A 20,882-nucleotide genomic window follows, 5' to 3' on the forward strand; every position below is an offset into this window, starting at 1 on the left:
ACGACTCCTTTTCAATGACTGATCATGTTATTTAGTTGCAAAATGGGTTCGAGAATTGCCAGTACGATAAACAGCACCACGCTTGCCATGCTGACCACCAGAAGTGGCTCGAACAGGCTCAGTGCGAGGGTCATCTCTTGCTGCAACGCGTTATCCTGGTTGTCAGCTGCACGAGACAACATGCTATCCAGGGTGCCGCTTCGTTCGCCGGAGGCAATCATATGCAGCATCATCGGTGGGAACAGGCGTGTCTGTTCTAAGGCTCCGCGCAAGGTGCTGCCTTCGCGTACTCGTTGTTGGGCAAGATTGATGCGTAGACGCGCTTCAGCGTTTTGTAGCACTTCACCACTGATCTGCATGGCATCCAGTAGCGGCACGGTGCTGGCATTGAGTATGCTGAGTGTGCTGGCAAAACGGGCGGTATTGGTGGCCCTGCTGAGTCTCCCGGCTATCGGTAAACGCAGCACTAAATTGTGATAACGCAGGCGGTTGGTCGGGGTTTTTAACCAGCGACGCCAGTAAAGTGCCACACAGGTTATGGCGACCAGGAAAAGCACACCAAAACGTTGCAGCATTTCGCTGCATCCCATCAGCAGTCGGGTGCTTAGCGGCAGTTCCTGTTTCATGTGGACAAACTGCTCCACCACATTAGGGACGACCGTCACCAGTAAGATGGCGATGACACCTACAGCCACCACGGTAAGAACACAGGGGTAAACCATCGCCTGGCGCAGTTTGTTTTGCATCTGCTGGCGCTGCTCGGTGTAATTTGCCAGCCGCATTAATACATCATCGAGATGGGACGACTTTTCACCGGCCGCCACCATGGCACAGTAAAGGTCATCAAAGGCGGCAGGGCTTGCAGCCATGCTTTTCGCCAGCGTTTGCCCTTCAAGGACGCGACTACGCACGCCGTTAATTACACTCTGAATTCGGGCTTTTTCCGTCTGGTGCGAGACCACATTCAGGGCTTCCTCAAGCGGAATTGCCGATCCCAGAAGCGTGGCAAGCTGGCGGGTAAACAGGGTTAATTCACTTTTGCGCATTCCCGGCGCGCGGCGGAAAGAAAAATGACGGGAGGCGCTTGTTGATACGCCCACTTCGCTAATTGAGACAGGCAGTAATTGCCTTTCGCGCAGTTGTTGACGAGCGTGACGGACGGAGTCTGCCTCGAGCGAACCTTGTTTTGACTTGCCTTTACTGTCCAGCGCCTGCCAGCGGAAATCAGCCATGATTATTCTTCCCGGCTCACGCGGAGCACTTCTTCGAGTGACGTCACGCCTTGCCGCACCTTTTCCAGACCGTCATCGCGCAAGGCCGGTGTAGTGGTGCGAATAAGCGCTTCCAGCTCATCTTCCGTAGCATCGTGGTTAAGCGCTTTGCGAACGGATTCATCGATAACAACCAATTCGTGCAGCGCGGTGCGCCCGCGATAGCCTGTATGGTTGCAGCACTCACCGCCGACCGGTTGCCATAGATGGGTAACATCGCTACCAAAGCCGTAACGCAGGCGTTGTTGTTCATCCAACAATTGAGGGGTTTTGCAGTGCAGGCATAGTGTGCGCACCAGGCGTTGGGCAAGCACCGCCGTAAGTGAAGATGCGAGCAAAAAAGGCTCCACGCCCATATCTCGCAAGCGGGCAATGGCGCCAATGGCACTGTTGGTATGCAGCGTCGAGAAGACTAAATGCCCGGTCAATGAGGCCTGAACTGCAATCTTCGCGGTTTCGGTATCGCGGATTTCGCCGATCATCACCACATCCGGGTCCTGGCGTAGGATCGCGCGCAGCCCTCTGGCAAAAGTCATATCGACTTTGTTATTGACCTGCGTCTGGCCGATGCCATCGAGGTCGTATTCGATGGGGTCTTCCACCGTCAAAATATTGCGCTCGTGGTTATTAATTTCAGATAGCGCGGCATAGAGAGTGGTGGACTTGCCCGAACCCGTTGGGCCGGTGACCAGAATAATGCCATACGGTTTACGTACCAGTGTGGACATGGTCTGCTGTAAACCCGCTGACATTCCCAAATGAGAAAGCGCCAGATGGACGGTGTTTTTATCCAGCAGGCGCAACACGACCCTTTCTCCGTGGCTGGAAGGCAGCGTTGAGACACGGACATCGACGGCCCGCCCGCCGATGCGCAGGCTAATACGACCATCCTGCGGAACACGTTTCTCGGCAATATCGAGACGTGCCATGATTTTGATGCGCGAGATAAATACCGCCGCCAGTTGACGCTGTGGCTGGATAACCTCACGTAAAACACCATCAATACGAAAGCGAATCGCAAGCCGGGACTCGTAGGTTTCAATATGAATATCGGAGGCAGCAAGTTTTATCGCTTCGCCTAGCATGGCGTTAATCAGGCGAATTATCGGCGCGTCATCCTCCATATCGAGCAGGTCCTGCGTACCAGGCAGTTGCCCGGCGAGATCGCTAAAACTCACATCATTGCCCAAATCCTCCATTAACTGGCGCGCTTCGCTGCCATCGCGTTGATACTCTTTGATCAAGAGTTGCTCAAACTGCGCTGTGGCGACGGCAGCGACGGAAAATGACTGGCGCATGACACGACGTATCTCCAGCAGGATTTGTGGCCTGAGTTCTCCATGATGCACCAGCACTGGTGTCTCATTTTGCCACTGCACCAGCACGCCGTGATCGCGAGCAAAGCTAAAGGGGAGCTTTACCCATTTTCGCTCCTTACTCATTGAAGAAGCCTCCACGCGGCCGGGCACCCGGAGTTGCAGGCAGAGTCAGGTCAGGGGTGGGGAGGGCGAGAGGATCGCGATTGAGACGATCGGATTTTTGTTCGTCACGGAACTGACGGTATTTTTCATTGGAAACGCCGTTATAACTGGCGCCATCGCGCAGAATGACCGGATGAATGAACACCATCAGGTTTTGTTTACTGGTGCTGGTGCTGTTGTAGCGGAACAGATAACCGAGCAGCGGAATATCACCAAGGATCGGCACTTTGCTGACGCTCTCCGTCGCTTGGTTGTTCAGCAAGCCGCCGAGCACCACGGTTTCGCCGCTTCTGACCATTACCGCATTATTGATGGTGCGGGTGTTAAACGTGGCACCCAGATCGCTCCCGGCTGAAGATGAGTCAACGGAACTGGCAGAGGCCACGCTTGAAACCTCCTGCTCAATATTAAGCAGCACGCTTTCACCGTCATTAATCTGCGGGATTACCTTGAGCTTAGTGCCCACCGTTTTGCGCTCGACGGTGTTGTACACGCTGCCGGTTGTACTGGCCTGGCTGCCGGTAATGACCGGGACTTCCTGGCCAACGTTTATGGCTGCTTCTTTGTTATCGAGCGTAACGATGCTCGGGGTGGCGAGAATATTGCTGCGTGAGTTGTTGGCAAGTGCAGTGACCAGCCCGCCCCAATTACCGTTATAAAAACCGGCGGCGATACCGTTAAAACTGCTGAGTAACGCAGCACTGCCAGACGAGCCGTTTTTCCTGTTTTCGGCGGCGACCACGGCGCTTATCGGCAGCCCGGTGCTGGTAAATTGGGTTGCGCCGCCATTTTCGTTAAACCACTGCACACCGAAATTGAGCGCGTCGCCATCTTGCATTTCTACAATGACTGCCTCAATCAACACCTGGGCGCGGCGGATATCGAGACGATTGATGATTTGTTCCAGCGCCTGCATGGCATCAGGCTGCGTGGTAATAACCAGTGAATTGGTTTGCTCATCGGCAACGATGCTGACCTCTTTGCCATTAAATGTACTGCTGCTGGCACCGACACCCGTGCTGGCAGGCGTGGTTTCACCTTTGGCTGGTTGAGATGGCGATGAGTTTGCGCCGCTCAGGACCGCAACCAGGTTCTTCGCCTGGGCGTATTTAAGATAAAAAACGCGGGTGTTCCCCTGGTTTTGTTCTTCACGGTCAAGCTGACGGGCGATAGTGATTAAGTGCTGGCGGCCCTGCGCGCTGCCGGAAATCACCACGCTGTTGGTGCGTTCATCAGCCACCACGTTCGGTGCCAGACCACTGCCTTTACGGTCGTTTTTATTTAAACCATTAAGGATTAAGCCCATCTCACGTGCAGAGGCGTACTTTAATTTAATGATATCCGATTGCTGATTACCGGCTGAGTCTACGCGGCGCACAATTTCTGCCAGACGATTCACAACCGCCGCGCGTCCGGTCACCAGCAGCACATTGGCGGACTCGTAATGCACTACATTTCCGGCCCCGGCGTTATCGTTTAGCTGGCGCAACAGTGGGGCGAGTTCTTTCACATCGACGTTTGACACCGGAATAACGCGCGTCACCACTTCGTCTCCGGTTCCCGCATGGTAATCATCTGCTAGTGGGATGGCTGCAGTTTTGGCATTGGCGGCTTTCACCACCTTCAGCACGCCACTGGCTCCTGGCACCACGGCGAAACCGTACACATCCAGCACGCTCAGGAAGAACTGGTAGTACTGCTCGTCATTGAGTGAGTCATAGCTACGAACGTTGACGACACCGCGTACGGCGGGATCGATAATGATGGTTTTATGCAGGTTTTTACTGACGATATTAATAAATTCCTGAATATCGGTACTTTTGAAACTTGCGCTGTAATTGGCTCCCCAGGCAGCAGGCAAGAGAGCAATCAGCAGAGTGAGGCTCTGGGCAATTCTTGTTATTTGTAATGACATACCCAACCTTACTTTATTGATAAATCTACAAAAATATTCTTCTCAGCATCATCACGCACAATAGTGATATCAAGCTGCGTCAATTCACTGAGCTGGCCCATAAACTTTGCGGCCTCTTGCGGCTCGCGCAGGTCAAAGCCATTGATGGCGATTGCTAAATCGTTGGGCTGTAATCCACTTTGCTGAAAAAGCGTGGCCTCTTTGCCTGGATTGAGGCGATATCCCTTCATCACGCCGTCTTTGTTCACCGGTGTGATTGCCACCATCTCCAGCAATTTTTTCGGCTCTTTCAGTAACTGATTCCGGGTGGTGGCAAGTGCGTCAGGCGCGCTTGTCGCACCGTCGTCATACAACCGTAGGATTTCATGCTGCCCCCCGTTAAGAAGTTCAACATGGTCATCCTTAATAGCGACTACACTCGCCTGTGATCCGTCGATAACATCATGAATACCGTAACTATTTTGATGTCCACCTTGTTCAATTATCACTAGCGAATTCTCAGGTGAGCTACTGACTATCACCCCGGTCAGTCGTACTTTTAGCGAGGAGAGTGTTGCCACTGGTGCGATCTCTTTATCCCCGCCAGGGAATAGCGTCTTGAACCTGATTTCAGCAGGTGTGGCCTGCGGGTTAGCGTTGTGTGCCTGAGCCGGGAGTGGTGCTTGCGGATAAAGCATTTCACCAATACACCATGTAGCCACAGCCAACTGATAGCCAAGGCCGCAGAGCAATACCACTGTCGCCATCTGCGCTAAAAATGGCTGAGAAAAACTCAGCCTGAACACCGGTTTACTCATTAACACTGATTGCCTTTTTGACCGGGGCGAGAGCGAACTCGCCCTGGATTGACTTACTGGCTTACGGTGACAAAATCAGCGGCGTTCACACCCGCCGGAAGTGCAAGCGCACCCGGAGTGGTGTTGCTGACCACAATTTCTTCGCTAACGTTGAAGGTCACAGGTTCACGACCCGTTACGTCGGAAGAAGGAGAAACCCAGGCCTTGTAAGTGCCAGGCTCAACAATCCACTGGTTCTTTTGCGGATCGAAGCTTGCCAGCGTTTTGGCAGGGATAGTGAAGGTCAGCTTCTGGCTTGCACCTGGTTGCAGGCTGTCTGTTTTGCTGAAGGATTTAAGCTCAAGAGCCGGTTTTTTCAGCTTAACTTCTGGTGCGTTGATATAGACTTGGGCTGCTTCTTTACCGGCAACGTTGCCGGTGTTGGTCACCGAAACGCTGAGTGTGATGCCACCTTTTGCGCCATTACCCAGGGTGTTCGACTCAACTGCCGCGCCGTCATAACCAAAGGTGGTGTAGGAAAGGCCGTAGCCGAACGGCCAGGCAACCGGTTTGCTGAAGGTGCTGTAGTAGCGGTAGCCGACGTAGATGTCATCGTTATAAGAGATTTCATCTGGTGTGCCGTCGCCGTTGGTGTCTTTGCCCGGGAAGGTGGTCGCAGAAGGGACATCGGCATAAGACTGTGGAATGGTTTGTGCCAGTTTGCCCCCTGGGTTGACAACGCCTGAGAGAACGTCGGTGATGGCAAAGCCTGCTTCCTGGCCTGGCAGATACGACAGCAAAATGGCATCGACTTTATCGGCCCACTCGCTGGTATCGACGATGGCAGAGACATCCAGCACGACAACCACTTTCTTGCCTGCAGCATGGAATGCATCAGACGTATTCTGAATCAAATTGAGTTCATTTTCGGTCAGCAGGTAGTCGCCACGGGTATTGGTGCGGTCCACACCTTCACCCGCGATTCGCCCGATAGTGATCAGTGCTGCATCATTGTTCTGCGCGGCACTTTCAACCACTGCTGGGTCAATTGCCGGGTCGTCACAGGTAAAGTAGGTGCCGATCGAGGCCACAAAGCCCGGGTGCTCAACTTTATTTTGCGCGTAGTAATCGCGGTAGAAGGAGGTTAGCGACTCATCAACGGTGTACTGCTGTTGCAAGCCCTCGGACAGCATGATGGTCGCTTCATTGTTAACCTGGCCGCTACCGGTGCCACCTTTGATGGTTTCAATCTGGCTAACCCCAAAACTTGCGAGCTTCAAACGCGGCGTTAATGGCAGCGCCTGGTTGTCATTTTTTAGCAACACCATGCTTTCTGCCGCAGCCTGGCGTGCTAGTACACGGTGTTGTTCGAGATCAGGTTTATTGGACGCGGCGTAGTTGTTATAAGAAGGGGACTGGAAGACTTGCGAGAGAATATGTTCCACGTTAACCGTGACATCTGCTTCGCTGATATCCCCCTTTTTATAAGAGTCTTTCAGTGCGGCCAACACACCAGTATTGTTGAAAGCACCGGTTACCGGGTCGGTAAATCCACCTGGTTCAATCAGGTCATTACCCGCTTTTAACTGTTTCCAGCCCGTTAATTGCGGGGTTCCTGCCAGCCAGTCGGACATCACCAACCCTTTAAAATCCCACTCATTACGCAAAATATCGGTTAGCAGGTCGCGGCGTTCGTTGGTGTAAGTGCCGTTAAGTTTGTTATATGACGACATCACCGCCCACGGCTGCGCTTCTTCTACAGCTATCTGGAAACCGCGCAGATAAATCTCACGCATGGCGCGAGGCGATACGATGGTATCGATGGAGTTACGGTTGGTTTCTGAGTTGTTGGCAACAAAGTGTTTAATGGTGGTGCCGACATCATTTGACTCCACACCATCTACCATAGCGGCGGCAATTTTCCCGCTCAGCAGTGGGTCTTCAGAGTAATATTCAAAATTACGCCCATTCAGCGGGTTACGTTGAATATTCATACCCGGTGCGAGAATAAAGTCGACGCCATATTCTTTAATTTCTTCGCCCATCGCTTTACCCACTTGGGCCACTAATTTGGTGTCCCAGGATGAAGCCAGTAAAGAACCAATTGGCCAGGCGGTGGCATAGAAAGTTTCAGAACTGCCGTTACGCGTACTATTAATACGCAATCCAGCGGGACCATCGGCTAATTTTGCCGCAGGAATATCCAGTTTATCGCTTTTTACGCCATTGATATAACCGGCAACACCGGATACATCATTTTTATTATTGGTTGCCGGATATTCGCCATTACCAAGATCCATTCCTGGCCCGACCACCATATTAAGCTTTTCTTCAACGCTCATTTTACCCGCGGCTTCTTTGGCCATTTTTTGGTAATACGCGGCGTCTTTGACTTGTGAGACAGGCGGTTCTTCCTGGTTGTCGTCATCATCGTCGTCATTACAACCAGAAACCATTCCGGCTAATGCCAGGGTGAGACAGATTGTCAGGGTATTCAATTTTGATTTAACGCTTAAGGATTCCATTGTTATTGGCCTTATTTATGTAGGGTATATATCCAGGTTTCGCAAAGGTAAGTACATCAACAGCAGCGGAATAATAACCAGATAAATGGCGGGCGACTTTGCAATGGAAAGCTAATTCTGTGCTCCTGGGAGCAGGGCGTTTTTTTGTGAGTGGTATCTCAAAATAATGCAGAATGCTACAATACATTAACATTACAAAAAGAATATTAACGTTCAACTTTGTGCAAGGTCCACATGCTTAGCAGAAGCGTATCTAATTCAATATATAGGACAAGTCTTAATAATTTACGTCAAAAAGGAATTGACACAAATAGCTTGTTAGGGGGCTTGGGTTTGTCAACTCATGAAATAGACAAACCCTTCGGGCGTATTACTGAACATAACCATTATCAATTAATGGCAAAAATTAGTGGGCTTAACAAAACGCTCTATGGAAGTGCTATTCCGGAAACTATTTACATTAATAGTGTTGAACATTCCCACGCTATTTTCCCCGAGTTAATAGGTCTGTGCCTGAATGAAAAAACACTGGAATCAGCATTATGGAGTTATTCGGATAACCGGTTTCTGATTGGTAATTGTGATGATCTTTTTATAGAAAAAGGGCAGTCACATACCCGTGTAAGATATAAAAACCATGCTCCACACTCTGTTAATAATCCTTCAGCCATCTTTAATCTGGTGTTGCTTGGCAGCATCTTGAAGAGTTATTCCCCAGGTATGAGTATGCAAATAGAACTGACGGAATCAGCGGTCCACCATCAGACGCTGGTGAACGATCTGTTCAATAAAAACTGTTTGCTGCGCCAGGAGCACGACGCCATTATTCTGGATAACCGCTATCTGGATTGCGAAAACACCACATTTAACCCGCTGTTGAACCGCTTACAAAAGAGCCATGTCAGCGCACTCAAAAAACAGATTTTCAAAGAGCCACCGCTGACAGCGGCGGTAAATACGTTGATTGAGCATTGCTATTTGTCAGGGCAGGAAACATCAGCAAATTCAATACTGGAAAAGGTGTGCCAGGATCTGCGGATTAGCCGCTGGACACTCAATCGCCGCCTGCAACTCGAGTCAGCGACGTTCACTCAGCTTCTAAACCAGCAGCAGTTGCTACTGTCGATGCGCATGCTGCGTGAATCGACGCTCTCGATTCAGGAAATCAGCGACTGCCTGGGATTCTCTTCGCATTCCGTTTACTCACGTTTTTTTAAGAACCATGTCCAACTTTCTCCTTTGCAGTTTCGGGATAAAGGCCGGAGCTGTGAAAGCGGTTGTTGAAGAGGCTAGCAAAGCACATACGGCCTATTGTGTATCCATTCAGAAAGAGATGAACCTGAAGAAAATCCTGTAAAAGACCCTTATTAACGTATGGAGCACGGAGGCTCCCGTTCAAATACACCCGATTTAGCAGTTTGTTCTTAAGGTTTTTTTAATCTTCCTAACTCCCGCAATGCCAAATCAGGATTTTTATCTTAGTAATCTTTCGTTCTGCAACATTTCTCACCTTTGTTTAAAAATGATAACAATTTTCATTAGCGTTCCCATTTTGCTGTGGTTTAATCCGCCTCGCTATGCATTCTGGTGTTATGTACTCATTATTATGAAGGATTAACTTATGAAATTTGGCGTATCGTCCCTGTGTTCAATCGCAATGGTGACTTCCTCTGTTTTGCTGACTCCGTTCGCCGGTGCAGCCGATAACAACGAAGGAATCGTGGTTTATAACGCACAGCATGAGAACCTGGTTCAGTCGTGGGTTGACGGTTTCACGAAAGAAACCGGCATTAAAGTCACACTGCGTAATGGCGGCGACAGCGAACTAGGTAATCAACTGGTTCAGGAAGGCAGCAAGTCTCCGGCGGACGTGTTTCTGACTGAAAACTCACCGGCGATGGTGCTGGTTGATAACGCCAAATTGTTCGCGCCTCTGGATAAAAGCACGCTGGAGCAGGTTGCACCAGTCTATCGACCTGAGCATGGTCGCTGGATTGGTATTGCTGCACGTAGCACCGTTTTCGTCTATAACCCAGCAAAACTGAGCGAAGCACAATTGCCGAAATCCTTAATGGATCTGGCGAAACCCGAGTGGAAAGGGCGCTGGGCCGCTTCTCCGTCAGGGGCTGATTTCCAGGCTATCGTCAGTGCTGTTCTGGCATTGAAAGGCGAAAAGGCAACCCTTGAGTGGCTCAAAGCAATGAAGACCAACTTCGTGGCCTATAAAGGCAACAGCACCGTGATGAAAGCGGTGAATGCCGGGCAGATCGACGGCGGGGTTATCTACCACTATTACCGTTTCGTTGACCAGGCCAAAACTGGTGAAAACAGCAAAAACACTGAACTCCACTACTTTAAACATCAGGATCCAGGCGCATTTGTCAGTATCTCTGGTGGCGGCGTGCTGGCCTCAAGCAAACACCAGCAGCAAGCTCAGGCATTCATGAAGTGGATTACGGGTAAATCTGGCCAGGACACTTTGCGTACTAATGATGCGTTTGAATATGCCGTCGGCGTGAATGCTGCCTCTAACCCGAAACTGGTTTCGCTGAAAGACCTGGATGCGCCAAAAGTTGAAGCATCTTCGCTCAACAGCAAAAAAGTCATTGATCTAATGACTGAAGCTGGCCTTCTTTGATTCCTTAATATAGCGATGAGTGCCTGATGTCCGTGGTCAATATTACCGATAGCCTCAATATTAACAGCCGTACAGTGCAACGCCGGCCCGCGTTTGTGATGGTGCTGCTTGCGATTTTCTTCTCGATGCTCGCGCTAATCCCGCCCGCTTTTGTTGTGATCATCGGTTTTGATACTGGCTGGGAAACAGTGAAGGCACTCATCTTTCGCCCGCGTGTTGCTGAGCTGCTCATCAACACGTTGCTGCTGGTGGCCATCGCTGTGCCACTGTCTGTGGCGGTGGGCACGTTACTTGCCTGGCTTACTGAACGAACCACGCTTGCGGGCAGGCGCATCTGGTCGATGCTTGCCGTAGCACCGCTTGCGATTCCTGCTTTTGTACAAAGTTATGCCTGGGTCAGCGCGGTGCCATCAATACATGGCTTATCAGCAGGCGTATTTTTGTCTGTATTGGCGTATTACCCCTTTATTTATCTCCCTGTTGCGGCTGTTTTACGCCGGCTGGACCCAACGCTGGAAGACGTTGCCGCCTCGTTGGGTACACCGCCATGGGCGGTCTTTTTCCGTATTGTTCTGCCGCAACTAAAGCTCGCGATTTGGGGCGGGGCCTTGCTGGTGACGCTGCATTTGCTGGCGGAGTATGGACTGTATGCGATGATCCGTTTTGATACTTTCACCACGGCCATCTATGACCAGTTCCAGTCTACATTCAGTGGGCCTGCGGCCAACATGTTGGCAGGCGTACTGGCGCTATGTTGTCTGGTATTCCTGGTACTTGAAGGTGTCACTCGGGGCAAGGCACGTTACGCCCGAGTGGGAGCCGGATCCCCACGCGAACAAAATCGCCTGCATCTGAATGCGTCGTTGAGTGTTTTGGGCCAGCTATTTTCCTTTACCGTGATACTGCTGGCGTTAGTTGTCCCGATCGCGGTGTTGTTCCGCTGGCTATGGTTGGGCGGTATAGAAAACTGGAATCATGCCGATCTCTGGCTTTCACTGCGCCAGACCTTGCTGCTGGCATCAGGCGGCGCGTTGCTTATTATTCTTGCCGGGGTCCCTATAGCATGGCTTTCAGTACGCCATCCGCGCCCGCTATTTCGTGTGCTTGAAGCATGTAATTACTTTACTAGCTCGCTGCCGGGGATTGTGGTCGCACTGGCGTTGGTCACGGTAACCATTAATTACATGCGTCCTATCTATCAGACTGAAATCACGTTGTTTCTTGCTTATTTGCTGATGTTTACGCCAAGAGCGCTAATCAACCTGCGCGCTGGTATTGCTCAAGCCCCTGTAGAACTTGAAAACGTGGCCCGTAGTTTAGGTAAAACTCAGGCTCAGGCCATTTGCACTATCACTTTGCGGCTTGCAGCACCAGGTGCTGCCGCTGGGGCGGCGCTGGTTTTTCTTGGCATAACCAATGAGCTCACCGCAACGCTTTTACTGTCGCCATTGGGCACACGTACACTCTCGACGGGCTTCTGGGCGCTCACCAGCGAAATAGATTATGTTGCCGCAGCACCTTATGCGCTGCTGATGATTCTTATATCACTGCCGCTGACGGGAATTCTTTATGTGCAGTCTCAAAAACTAGCGGGTCTGTAAGATGATTGAACTTGCGAATATTTCTAAAAAATTTGGTCAGACATCGGTACTGGAAAATCTCAGCCTATCGGTACTGCCTGCGAGCCGTACAGTGATTGTGGGGCCATCCGGCTCGGGGAAAACCACGTTGCTGCGCATTCTCGCCGGTTTTGAAACGCCGGATAGCGGGCGAATCACGCTATCCGGGAAAACGCTTTTTGACGAGAACACATTTGTTCCAGCACACCAGCGCGGTATTGGTTTTGTGCCACAGGAAGGTGCGCTTTTCCCGCATATGAAAGTGGGAGATAACATTGCCTACGGCTTGAATGGCTCAAAACATGAAAATCGCCGACGCGTGGCGGAGTTGATGGAACTGGTGTCGCTCGACAGTCGCCTGCAGCACCACTGGCCGCATGAGATTTCTGGCGGGCAACAGCAGCGTGTGGCGCTGGCTCGGGCACTGGCACAAGAGCCGGTGTTAATGCTTTTGGATGAGCCTTTTTCGGCACTCGATACCGGGCTGCGAGCTGCGACCCGCAAAGCCACGGCTGAATTACTGACCCATGCTGGTGTCGCCTCTATTCTGGTCACGCACGATCAACATGAAGCCCTCTCTTTTGCCAGCCAGATTGCGGTGATTCGTGATGGGCGCTTTACACAGGTGGGCTCACCCGTCGAGGTCTATTCGCAGCCTGTCGATGAGGCCACCGCACTGTTTCTTGGCGATGCGTTGATATTCAAAGCGCAGCTGAGTGGGGGATTTGCACGCTGTGAACTGGGTAGTATCCCAGCGGATAATCCTCACTTTAGCGGCGAGAGGCGTATTATGCTGCGCCCGGAACAAGTGGTTATTTCGCCACTTAAGGGCGATTCAGAACCTCAGCCTGTTGTGAGAATCATTGATGTGGATTTTACTGGTTATCTTTCGACGCTGACGCTGTCCTCACCGGGTTGGCCCACACCTTTGCAGGTGAAAACTATCAGCCAGCAAAATTGGCAAATTGGGATGGCGGTGAAACTTGCGGTCAACGGTCATGCCTGCGTTCTGGCGGATTAAAGTTGGCAATTACAGCGTAAAACCGCCGTCACCCACCTGGGCTTGCGCACACCATTTCATTAATTGAACGGTGCCCACTTCACCTTCGGTGGGTGCCCAGGAGGCAGCGTCTTGTTCTGCAATGGGCTGATAGCCACCGTGTTTCACTTCAAAAATTACACCGCCCTTATCCAGTGACAACACTGTGTGCCAGGTTCCGGCGTCCATCTCCAGCGCCTTGCACTCTTCGCCTAAAACAACGCGGCGAGTCACTGCGCCGTGATCATCAAAATTCAATACCAGAAAGCGGCCGCTGAGTGATATCAACAGTTCAAACGTGTGGGGATGGCGGTGGGGGCGAACATAGGTTCCCGGCTCCATGGCAACAGCCAGTCGCTGCACCGGGTCGCTCAATTCGGGATGAAAATTACGGTGAGTGCGTAAGCGAGGGGAGTTTGCCGCCAGCTCACTTTGCTGTTGCATATCACTGAAAGTAATCTGTTTCATATAAGCCTTTATAAAGTTATGCGGCAACCCTGACTGCGGTTGCCGCAAAGCATTATGCCTCTACCCGCGGTGAGTTAACCCCGGCATTCGCGGAACAGATCGCTGCCCGACTGGTAGACACTGGTGCTGATGTCCCAAAGCCCGAGAACCGATGAGAACAGGTTGTCATGGGAATACGGTTTTTTCGCCGCGTTATCTTGTAAACAAGAGATGTTGATGTGTTTCTCGGCGATAAAGCCCGGTGACATCCACACCTGCATCGGGATATGCGTTTGCTGATCCGGGGCCAGTTTGTACGGCGTACCATGTAGATACAGGCCACTTTCCCCTAATGACTCACCGTGATCGGAAACGTACAGCAGCACGGTGTTGTACTGGTCACTGTATTTTTTGAGCTTCTCAATCATTTGCGCTAACACATAGTCAGTGTGGCGAATGGTGTTGTCGTAGGTATTGACCAACTGCTCCTGGGTACAGTTTTCAATATCGCTGCGTGAACACTCCGGCATGAAGTGACGATGCTCTGCTGGGTAACGCTGGTAATAGGTCGGCCCATGGCTGCCAATCATATGGAAGGCGACCAGTTTGTCTCCGGCCATTTTAGCCACTTCAGCATCAAGATTTTCCAGCATCACATCGTCATAACAAGTTTCGCCATCACACAGTTTTGGGTTATCGGTTGGCTTGATTTCGATAGTCGGAATGCGGCTACACACACCTTTACAGCCTCCATCGTTCTCTTTCCAGAGCACAGAAACCCCCGTTTTATGCACAATATCGAGGAAGTTATCGCTGTTGTACGCTTTCTTACCGTCGTACTCGGTGCGGTTCATATTCGAGAACATGCACGGTACGGAAACTGCGGTGGCGGTGCCACAGGAGTGAACATCTTTAAATGAGATAACGCCGCCGGATTGGCTGGTAAAGGCGTTGGTATCACGCGAGTAACCGTTCATCGAGAAATTCTGGCTACGGGCCGTTTCACCAATCACCAGAAACATCAGCGTTGGTTTTTCTTTATTGGCAACACGTTTGGCGTCATCGCCCAGCGACTGGAAGGGTTCTTTGGTCGTAAAGTACGTATCCTTCAGATAGCGAACGGTGCTGTAGACGTAGTTAGCCGGAATAATTTCTTTGTTAAGCGTTGAGTTGTTACGCCCAACAGAGGCGTAATCCTGGTAGTAAAGCGCTGCAACACCTGCAATAAGCGCCAGCGATGCCACCATCGACAACAGGCGATATGCGATGCCTTTGTACCATCTTGCTGGATATTCAATTTTAATTAAAAACAATAAGATAGCAGGCAGTACACCGGTCAAAAGAATCCATAAAATTATCGAACCATTCAGATAGGAATGAGCTTCTTGCGGGTTCGTTTCAATGATGTTTTCAATCATTGATTGATCAAACATCACTTTATATTTCAGCGTGGAGTAACTGACCATGGAGCCAGTAATTAACAGCAAGGCAAAAAATGGCTTCAATAGAAAGCGAATAGAGAAGGGCATAAAGACGAAATTGAGAGCCGCAACTAACACGAAAGGTATGGAGATAACGAAACCGATTTTTACATGCTCAAGATGGGTCAAAATATCGTAAAAATGCAGTAACACGGGCCAGTTGAGTAAGAAGGCAAAGACCACCGCCAACAGTAAAATCAGCGGGACAACCTTCATCCTGAAAAGTACGGGCATTAACATCTCCAACAGGTTCATTTTTATACTATTGATACACAGGCGAGCAGGATGGGTTTGCCATCGGCATTTCTACTGTAGACCACAAGCGGTGTATGTGTGAGTGTGATTATTAACGACCAACCTTAATTTAACCTTAATGTATTCCACGCGATAAAAACTAAACGGCTATTCAATGAATTCATATAAAGAAAAGAAGTGGGGAACTTTTTGGTTTTCGGCTTTTGTGGCAATTGTGTGAACTTAATTGCCTGGTGTTTATCTCGATTTATTTATTCGAATTATTCATGTCTTAATATTGGCCTAAGAAATCTCTGCTAAGTTGGCTTTAATTTAATAGCGGTTTAGATAGCAGCATTGTGAATCAATCATGTTGTGCTTTTATTTAATTAACCTGCTTCATGATTAATACAGTTTCTACTTAATTACAGGGATATCCAATGAGTGAATTTCTGCCCTTCTCACGCCCCGCTATGGGGCAAGAAGAACTCGCTGCTGTGAGTGAAGTTTTGCAGTCTGGTTGGATAACAACAGGCCCCAAAAATCAGGCTCTCGAAGAGGCATTTTGCGAGTTAACAGGCAATAAGCACGCCATTGCAGTCAGCTCTGCGACGGCGGGCATGCATGTCGCATTGATGGCATTGGGCATCCAGGCTGGTGATGAAGTGATTACTCCTTCTTTGACCTGGGTTTCCACACTGAACATGATTGTGTTGTTAGGTGCCGAACCGGTGATGATCGATGTTGACCGCGACACCCTGATGGTAACGCCTGAAAGCATTGAAGCGGCCATTACACCACGCACACGAGCCATTATTCCTGTGCACTACGCCGGGGCTCCAGCAGATATCGACGCCATCCGCGCGATAGGTGAACGTCACGGAATTCCTGTAATTGAAGATGCAGCACATGCCGCTGGAACCCACTATAAAGGCAAGCATGTAGGCGACCGTGGGACGGCAATTTTCTCCTTCCATGCCATTAAAAACATGACTTGTGCTGAAGGTGGGTTGATTGTCACTGACGACGATCAGTTTGCAAACCGGATGCGTAGTCTGAAGTTTCACGGACTCGGTGTTGATGCTTTTGACCGCCAGACCCAGGGGCGCGCTCCACAGGCAGAAGTGATCACTCCAGGGTACAAATACAATCTCGCAGATATTAATGCAGCCATTGCCCTGGTGCAGTTAAACAAACTTGAACAACATAACGCGCGGCGTACTGAAATAGCAGAACGTTATCTAGCTGAATTGGTCAACACGCCTTATTTACCGCTAATTCATCCTCAATGGGCACATAAACACGCCTGGCATCTTTTTATTTTACGTATTGATGAATCTCGTTGTGGAATTACCCGTAATGAATTTATGGGGGCTTTAAAAGATAAGGGTATTGGCACTGGGCTGCATTTCCGAGCCGCACATACACAGAAGTACTACCGCGAACGCTATCCAACACTCTCTTTACCCGATACCGAATGGAACAGCGATCGTATTTGCTCCATTCCGTTATTTCCAACGATGTCAGATGACGACGCCTCACGCGTAATCAACGCATTACGTGAAGTTGCAGGAAAATAATATGATGACACCTTTACCGATCCACAAAGTCTCTGTGGTTATCCCGATTTATAACGAACAAGAAAGCATACCCGAACTTATCAGGCGCACTACGGCCGCCTGCGAAACCTTGGGTAAGGATTACGAAATTTTGCTGGTCGATGACGGCAGCAGCGATGAATCCGCTTCCATGTTGAATGATGTGGCCCAATTGCCCGGTAGCCATATTGTTGCGGTGTTGCTCAACCGTAATTACGGCCAACATAACGCGATAATGGCTGGGTTTAGCCACGTCACCGGGGATTTGATTGTTACCCTCGACGCAGATTTGCAAAACCCGCCGGAAGAGATCCCACGTCTGGTGGCAAAAGCTGATGAAGGCTACGACGTGGTGGGGACAGTACGCCAGAACCGCCAGGATACCTGGTTCCGTAAGCGTGCTTCGCGCCTGATTAACCGCCTGATTCAAAGCACTACCGGCAAAGCGATGGGGGATTATGGCTGCATGTTGCGCGCCTATCGCCGCCATATCATCGACGCGATGCTTAATTGCCATGAACGCAGCACTTTTATTCCTATTCTGGCAAACACCTTTGCCCGTAAAGCGACCGAGATCCCGGTACATCACGCCGAGCGTGAGTTTGGCGATTCCAAATACAGCTTTATGCGTTTAATTAACCTTATGTACGACCTGGTGACCTGCCTGACCACCACGCCACTGCGCATGCTCAGTGTGTTCGGCAGCATCATCGCGGTGCTGGGCTTTACGCTTTCAGTTCTGCTGGTTGTTTTACGTCTTGCCTTCGGGCCGCAATGGGCGGCAGAAGGGGTGTTCATGCTATTTGCGGTGCTGTTTATGTTTATCGGCGCGCAATTCGTGGGCATGGGACTGCTGGGTGAATACATCGGCCGTATTTATACCGATGTCCGCGCCCGCCCTCGTTACTTTATTCAGCGCGTAGTTAGCCGCGACTCAGTTTCAACTTCAGAGGAAAATCATCAATGAAAGCTGTTGTATTTGCTTATCACGACATTGGGTGTGCAGGCATTAATGCACTGGTAGCTGCCGGTTATGACATTACAGCTATTTACACCCACCCTGATTCACCTTCTGAAAACCATTTTTTTGGGTCAGTGGCTCGCACCGCCGCAGAACATGGCATTCCAGTTTATGCCCCGGATGATGTGAATCACCCTTTGTGGGTTGATCGTATTAAATCCGCTCAGCCCGATGTGATTTTCTCGTTTTACTACCGCAATTTGCTATGCAATGAAATTCTCAATAGCGCGACGGTAGGGGCCTTTAACCTGCATGGTTCGTTGCTGCCGCATTACCGTGGCCGTGCACCGCTGAACTGGGTGCTGGTGAAAGGCGAAACTGAAACGGGCGTCACGCTGCATCGTATGGTTAGCCGTGCAGATGCTGGTGCCATTGTTGCGCAACATCGAGTGGCTATTGCCCCGGAAGAAACGGCCTTAACGCTGCATCATAAATTGACTAACGCGGCGTCCCACCTGCTGGAAGGTATTCTTCCGGTTATCAAAACTGGGTATTTCCCACAGGTTGAGCAAGACCACAGCGAAGCGACCGTTTTTGGCCGTCGCACGGCACAGGATGGCTGCATTAACTGGCAATCTCCGGCGAACGAAATTAACAATCTGATTCGCGCGGTGACCGATCCTTGGCCGGGTGCATTTAGCTATGTGGGTGGCGCTAAATTTGTTGTCTGGAAAGGGCGTGTGCTCGAAGGGCTTCAGTCTGCGAAAGCGGGAACAGTGTTATCTGTAAGTCCGCTTGTCATTGCCACCGGTGGCGGTGCACTGGAAATCGTTACTGGTCAAACCGAAAACGGCGTCTACATGCAGGGTTCGCAACTGGCGCAAACCCTTGGCCTGGTAGCGGGTGCTTTGCTCAGTAACCAGCCGGTATCCGCAATAAAACGTCGCACTCGCGTGCTGATCCTCGGAGTGAATGGTTTTATCGGCAACCACCTGACCGAACGCCTGTTGCAGGACGATAACTTCGAAGTTTACGGCCTGGATATCGGTTCTGATGCTATTAGTCGTTTCATCGGCAATGAGCGTTTCCACTTTGTGGAAGGTGATATCAGTATTCACTCCGAATGGATTGAGTATCACATTAAGAAATGTGATGTCGTGCTGCCGCTGGTTGCCATCGCCACACCAATTGAATACACCCGTAACCCGCTGCGTGTGTTTGAGCTGGATTTTGAAGAAAACCTCAAAATCATTCGTGACTGCGTGAAGTATCAAAAACGCATTATCTTCCCATCTACGTCGGAAGTTTATGGTATGAGCACCGACAAAGTGTTCGATGAAGATAACTCGAACCTGATTGTTGGACCTATCAATAAACAGCGCTGGATTTACTCGGTTTCTAAACAGCTTCTTGACCGCGTTATCTGGGCGTATGGCGAAAAAGAGGGCTTACGTTTCACGCTTTTCCGTCCGTTTAACTGGATGGGTCCACGCCTGGATAACCTTAATGCCGCACGTATCGGTAGCTCGCGCGCAATTACCCAATTGATTCTTAACCTGGTCGAAGGCTCGCCGATTAAGTTGATTGATGGTGGTAAACAAAAACGCTGCTTTACTGATATCAGCGATGGTATCGAAGCGTTGTTCCGCATTATCGAGAATAAAAACAGCAACTGTGATGGGCAAATCATCAACATTGGTAACCCGGATAACGAAGCGAGTATTAAAGAACTGGCGCAAATGCTGCTGGAGAGCTTTGAAAAGCACTCATTGCGTAGCCATTTCCCGCCGTTTGCCGGTTTCCGTGAAGTGGAAAGCAGCACTTATTACGGCAAGGGTTACCAGGATGTGGAACACCGCAAGCCAAGTATTCGCAATGCCCATCGTTTATTGAATTGGAAACCTACGGTTGAAATGGAACAAACCATTGATGAGACCCTGGATTTCTTCCTGAAAACAGTTGAACTGACGGAACCTCAGGCATGAGAAAAGTTGGCCTGCGCATTGATGTAGATACATGGCGGGGTACCCAACAAGGGGTTCCGCATCTTCTTGAGATCTTAAGTTTGCACGGTATTCAGGCCACATTTTTCTTCAGCGTCGGCCCGGATAACATGGGCCGCCATTTGTGGCGGCTGGTGAAACCGCAATTCTTGTGGAAGATGCTGCGCTCTAAAGCGGCATCGCTCTACGGTTGGGATATTCTGCTGGCGGGAACCGCATGGCCTGGGCGCAAAATTGGCGCAGGCAATGCGGAGATAATCTCGGCGGCGGCAGATCATCATGAAGTCGGCTTGCACGCCTGGGATCACTTCGCGTGGCAAACCTGGGCGGGTGTCTGGGACAACAATCATCTCGAGACACAAATTCGTCTCGGGATGGACACCCTGGCGCAAATTATCGAACAACCCGTGACATGTTCAGCAGTTGCTGGCTGGCGAGCAGACCAGCGGGTCGTGCGGGCAAAAGAGCCATTCGGCTTCAGCTACAACAGCGATTGCCGTGGAACAACACCCTTTCTACCGTTACTTCCTGATGGCAGTACGGGGACGGTGCAAATTCCGGTAACGCTCCCAACCTGGGATGAAGTGATTGGCGAGGGTGTCAGTCGTGAAGGCTATAACCGTTTTATCCTTGATCGCATTAAACAAGATGCCGGAACCCCGGTGTATACCATCCACGCTGAAGTGGAAGGGATTGTAATGCGTAAGGATTTTAGTGAGTTGCTCACCATGGCTGCGCAGGAAGGTATTCAGTTTTGCCCATTGAGCGAACTGTTACCTGAAGATTTATCTACATTGCCGTTGGGCAAAGTGGTGCGTGGTGTTATTTCTGGCCGCGAAGGCTGGCTGGGTTGCCAATCCCCATCATAATTCAAGCTGCGGGGTGTTGGCTGCA

At 50.4% G+C, this 20,882-nt stretch carries 15 protein-coding genes; 8 read left to right on the forward strand and 7 right to left on the reverse strand.

The window, feature by feature from the left end; genetic code table 11:
- Window positions 1-11: 11 nt before the first annotated feature.
- From gspF to AC0IXI_RS10535, 5 genes are read right to left on the reverse strand one after another with little or no spacing between them, the layout of a single operon-like run.
- Window positions 12-1,232: a type II secretion system inner membrane protein GspF gene (gene gspF / locus AC0IXI_RS10515; RefSeq protein ID WP_471682366.1), complete on the reverse strand. Its 1,221-nt coding sequence runs from the start codon at window positions 1,230-1,232 to the stop codon at window positions 12-14.
- 2 nt (window positions 1,233-1,234) lie between these two features.
- A complete protein-coding gene (gene gspE / locus AC0IXI_RS10520) occupies window positions 1,235-2,713 on the reverse strand; it encodes a type II secretion system ATPase GspE (protein ID WP_471682367.1) in 1,479 nt (492 codons plus the stop codon).
- The gene (gspD, locus tag AC0IXI_RS10525; protein WP_471682368.1) at window positions 2,706-4,667 is read right to left on the reverse strand and encodes a type II secretion system secretin GspD; all 1,962 of its coding nucleotides are present in this window, start codon (window positions 4,665-4,667) and stop codon (window positions 2,706-2,708) included. Before gspD ends, gspE begins: the two co-directional genes overlap by 8 nt.
- 8 nt (window positions 4,668-4,675) lie before the next feature.
- A complete protein-coding gene (gene gspC, locus AC0IXI_RS10530) occupies window positions 4,676-5,464 on the reverse strand; it encodes a type II secretion system protein GspC (protein ID WP_134182198.1) in 789 nt (262 codons plus the stop codon).
- 53 nt (window positions 5,465-5,517) lie between these two features.
- Entirely contained in the window at window positions 5,518-7,968 is a 2,451-nt protein-coding gene (locus AC0IXI_RS10535; protein WP_424221904.1) for a beta-glucosidase, read from the reverse strand.
- A 333-nt stretch (window positions 7,969-8,301) separates the two neighbouring features.
- Between AC0IXI_RS10535 and AC0IXI_RS10540 the strand changes: the two genes are divergently transcribed.
- The 4 genes from AC0IXI_RS10540 (at window position 8,302) to AC0IXI_RS10555 (ending at window position 13,246) form a co-directional block, all read left to right on the forward strand.
- Window positions 8,302-9,252 carry a helix-turn-helix transcriptional regulator gene (locus tag AC0IXI_RS10540; RefSeq protein ID WP_413498989.1) on the forward strand — a complete coding sequence of 317 codons (951 nt, stop codon included), beginning with the start codon at window positions 8,302-8,304 and terminating at the stop codon, window positions 9,250-9,252.
- A 337-nt stretch (window positions 9,253-9,589) separates the two neighbouring features.
- Window positions 9,590-10,606, forward strand: coding sequence for an iron ABC transporter substrate-binding protein (locus AC0IXI_RS10545; protein WP_471682369.1), 1,017 nt, complete (start codon window positions 9,590-9,592; stop codon window positions 10,604-10,606).
- A gap of 98 nt (window positions 10,607-10,704) precedes the next feature.
- The gene (locus AC0IXI_RS10550; protein WP_471683223.1) at window positions 10,705-12,207 is read left to right on the forward strand and encodes an ABC transporter permease; all 1,503 of its coding nucleotides are present in this window, start codon (window positions 10,705-10,707) and stop codon (window positions 12,205-12,207) included.
- Between the two features lies 1 nt (window position 12,208).
- Complete coding sequence (locus AC0IXI_RS10555; RefSeq protein ID WP_471682370.1) at window positions 12,209-13,246, forward strand: ABC transporter ATP-binding protein; 1,038 nt, start codon at window positions 12,209-12,211, stop codon at window positions 13,244-13,246.
- Between the two features lie 9 nt (window positions 13,247-13,255).
- On the opposite strand, the gene AC0IXI_RS10560 is transcribed toward AC0IXI_RS10555, so the two are convergent.
- Entirely contained in the window at window positions 13,256-13,732 is a 477-nt protein-coding gene (locus AC0IXI_RS10560; RefSeq protein WP_471682371.1) for a WbuC family cupin fold metalloprotein, read from the reverse strand.
- A 74-nt stretch (window positions 13,733-13,806) separates the two neighbouring features.
- Window positions 13,807-15,426 (reverse strand): phosphoethanolamine transferase, encoded by a 1,620-nt coding sequence (locus AC0IXI_RS10565; protein WP_471682372.1) that lies wholly within the window; start codon window positions 15,424-15,426, stop codon window positions 13,807-13,809.
- Between the two features lie 440 nt (window positions 15,427-15,866).
- Here AC0IXI_RS10565 and arnB point away from each other — a divergent pair, with 440 nt between their 5' ends.
- The 4 genes from arnB to arnD are packed head-to-tail and all read left to right on the forward strand — an operon-like array spanning window position 15,867 to window position 20,857.
- On the forward strand, window positions 15,867-17,006 hold the full coding sequence (arnB, locus tag AC0IXI_RS10570; protein ID WP_471682373.1) for a UDP-4-amino-4-deoxy-L-arabinose aminotransferase: 1,140 nt from the start codon (window positions 15,867-15,869) through the stop codon (window positions 17,004-17,006).
- A gap of 1 nt (window position 17,007) precedes the next feature.
- On the forward strand, window positions 17,008-17,991 hold the full coding sequence (gene arnC / locus AC0IXI_RS10575) for an undecaprenyl-phosphate 4-deoxy-4-formamido-L-arabinose transferase (RefSeq protein ID WP_471682374.1): 984 nt from the start codon (window positions 17,008-17,010) through the stop codon (window positions 17,989-17,991).
- The gene (gene arnA, locus AC0IXI_RS10580; protein ID WP_471682375.1) at window positions 17,988-19,970 is read left to right on the forward strand and encodes a bifunctional UDP-4-amino-4-deoxy-L-arabinose formyltransferase/UDP-glucuronic acid oxidase ArnA; all 1,983 of its coding nucleotides are present in this window, start codon (window positions 17,988-17,990) and stop codon (window positions 19,968-19,970) included. Before arnC ends, arnA begins: the two co-directional genes overlap by 4 nt.
- Entirely contained in the window at window positions 19,967-20,857 is an 891-nt protein-coding gene (gene arnD, locus AC0IXI_RS10585) for a 4-deoxy-4-formamido-L-arabinose-phosphoundecaprenol deformylase (RefSeq protein ID WP_064511801.1), read from the forward strand. The genes arnA and arnD overlap by 4 nt, the downstream gene beginning before the upstream one ends.
- Window positions 20,858-20,882 lie beyond the last annotated feature (25 nt).

This window comes from Buttiauxella sp. AC038 (assembly GCF_979253565.1).

Bases quoted from the DNA above. Each gene is read 5' to 3' on its own strand.
- AC0IXI_RS10560 (WP_471682371.1), bottom strand. From the start codon at position 13,732: ATGAAACAGATTACTTTCAGTGATATGCAACAGCAAAGTGAGCTGGCG.
- gspC (WP_134182198.1), bottom strand. From the start codon at position 5,464: ATGAGTAAACCGGTGTTCAGGCTGAGTTTTTCTCAGCCATTTTTAGCG.
- AC0IXI_RS10545 (WP_471682369.1), top strand. From the start codon at position 9,590: ATGAAATTTGGCGTATCGTCCCTGTGTTCAATCGCAATGGTGACTTCC.
- AC0IXI_RS10535 (WP_424221904.1), bottom strand. From the start codon at position 7,968: ATGGAATCCTTAAGCGTTAAATCAAAATTGAATACCCTGACAATCTGT.
- AC0IXI_RS10565 (WP_471682372.1), bottom strand. From the start codon at position 15,426: ATGCCCGTACTTTTCAGGATGAAGGTTGTCCCGCTGATTTTACTGTTG.
- arnA (WP_471682375.1), top strand. From the start codon at position 17,988: ATGAAAGCTGTTGTATTTGCTTATCACGACATTGGGTGTGCAGGCATT.
- gspD (WP_471682368.1), bottom strand. From the start codon at position 4,667: ATGTCATTACAAATAACAAGAATTGCCCAGAGCCTCACTCTGCTGATT.
- arnD (WP_064511801.1), top strand. From the start codon at position 19,967: ATGAGAAAAGTTGGCCTGCGCATTGATGTAGATACATGGCGGGGTACC.
- arnB (WP_471682373.1), top strand. From the start codon at position 15,867: ATGAGTGAATTTCTGCCCTTCTCACGCCCCGCTATGGGGCAAGAAGAA.
- arnC (WP_471682374.1), top strand. From the start codon at position 17,008: ATGATGACACCTTTACCGATCCACAAAGTCTCTGTGGTTATCCCGATT.
- AC0IXI_RS10550 (WP_471683223.1), top strand. From the start codon at position 10,705: ATGGTGCTGCTTGCGATTTTCTTCTCGATGCTCGCGCTAATCCCGCCC.
- AC0IXI_RS10555 (WP_471682370.1), top strand. From the start codon at position 12,209: ATGATTGAACTTGCGAATATTTCTAAAAAATTTGGTCAGACATCGGTA.
- gspE (WP_471682367.1), bottom strand. From the start codon at position 2,713: ATGAGTAAGGAGCGAAAATGGGTAAAGCTCCCCTTTAGCTTTGCTCGC.
- gspF (WP_471682366.1), bottom strand. From the start codon at position 1,232: ATGGCTGATTTCCGCTGGCAGGCGCTGGACAGTAAAGGCAAGTCAAAA.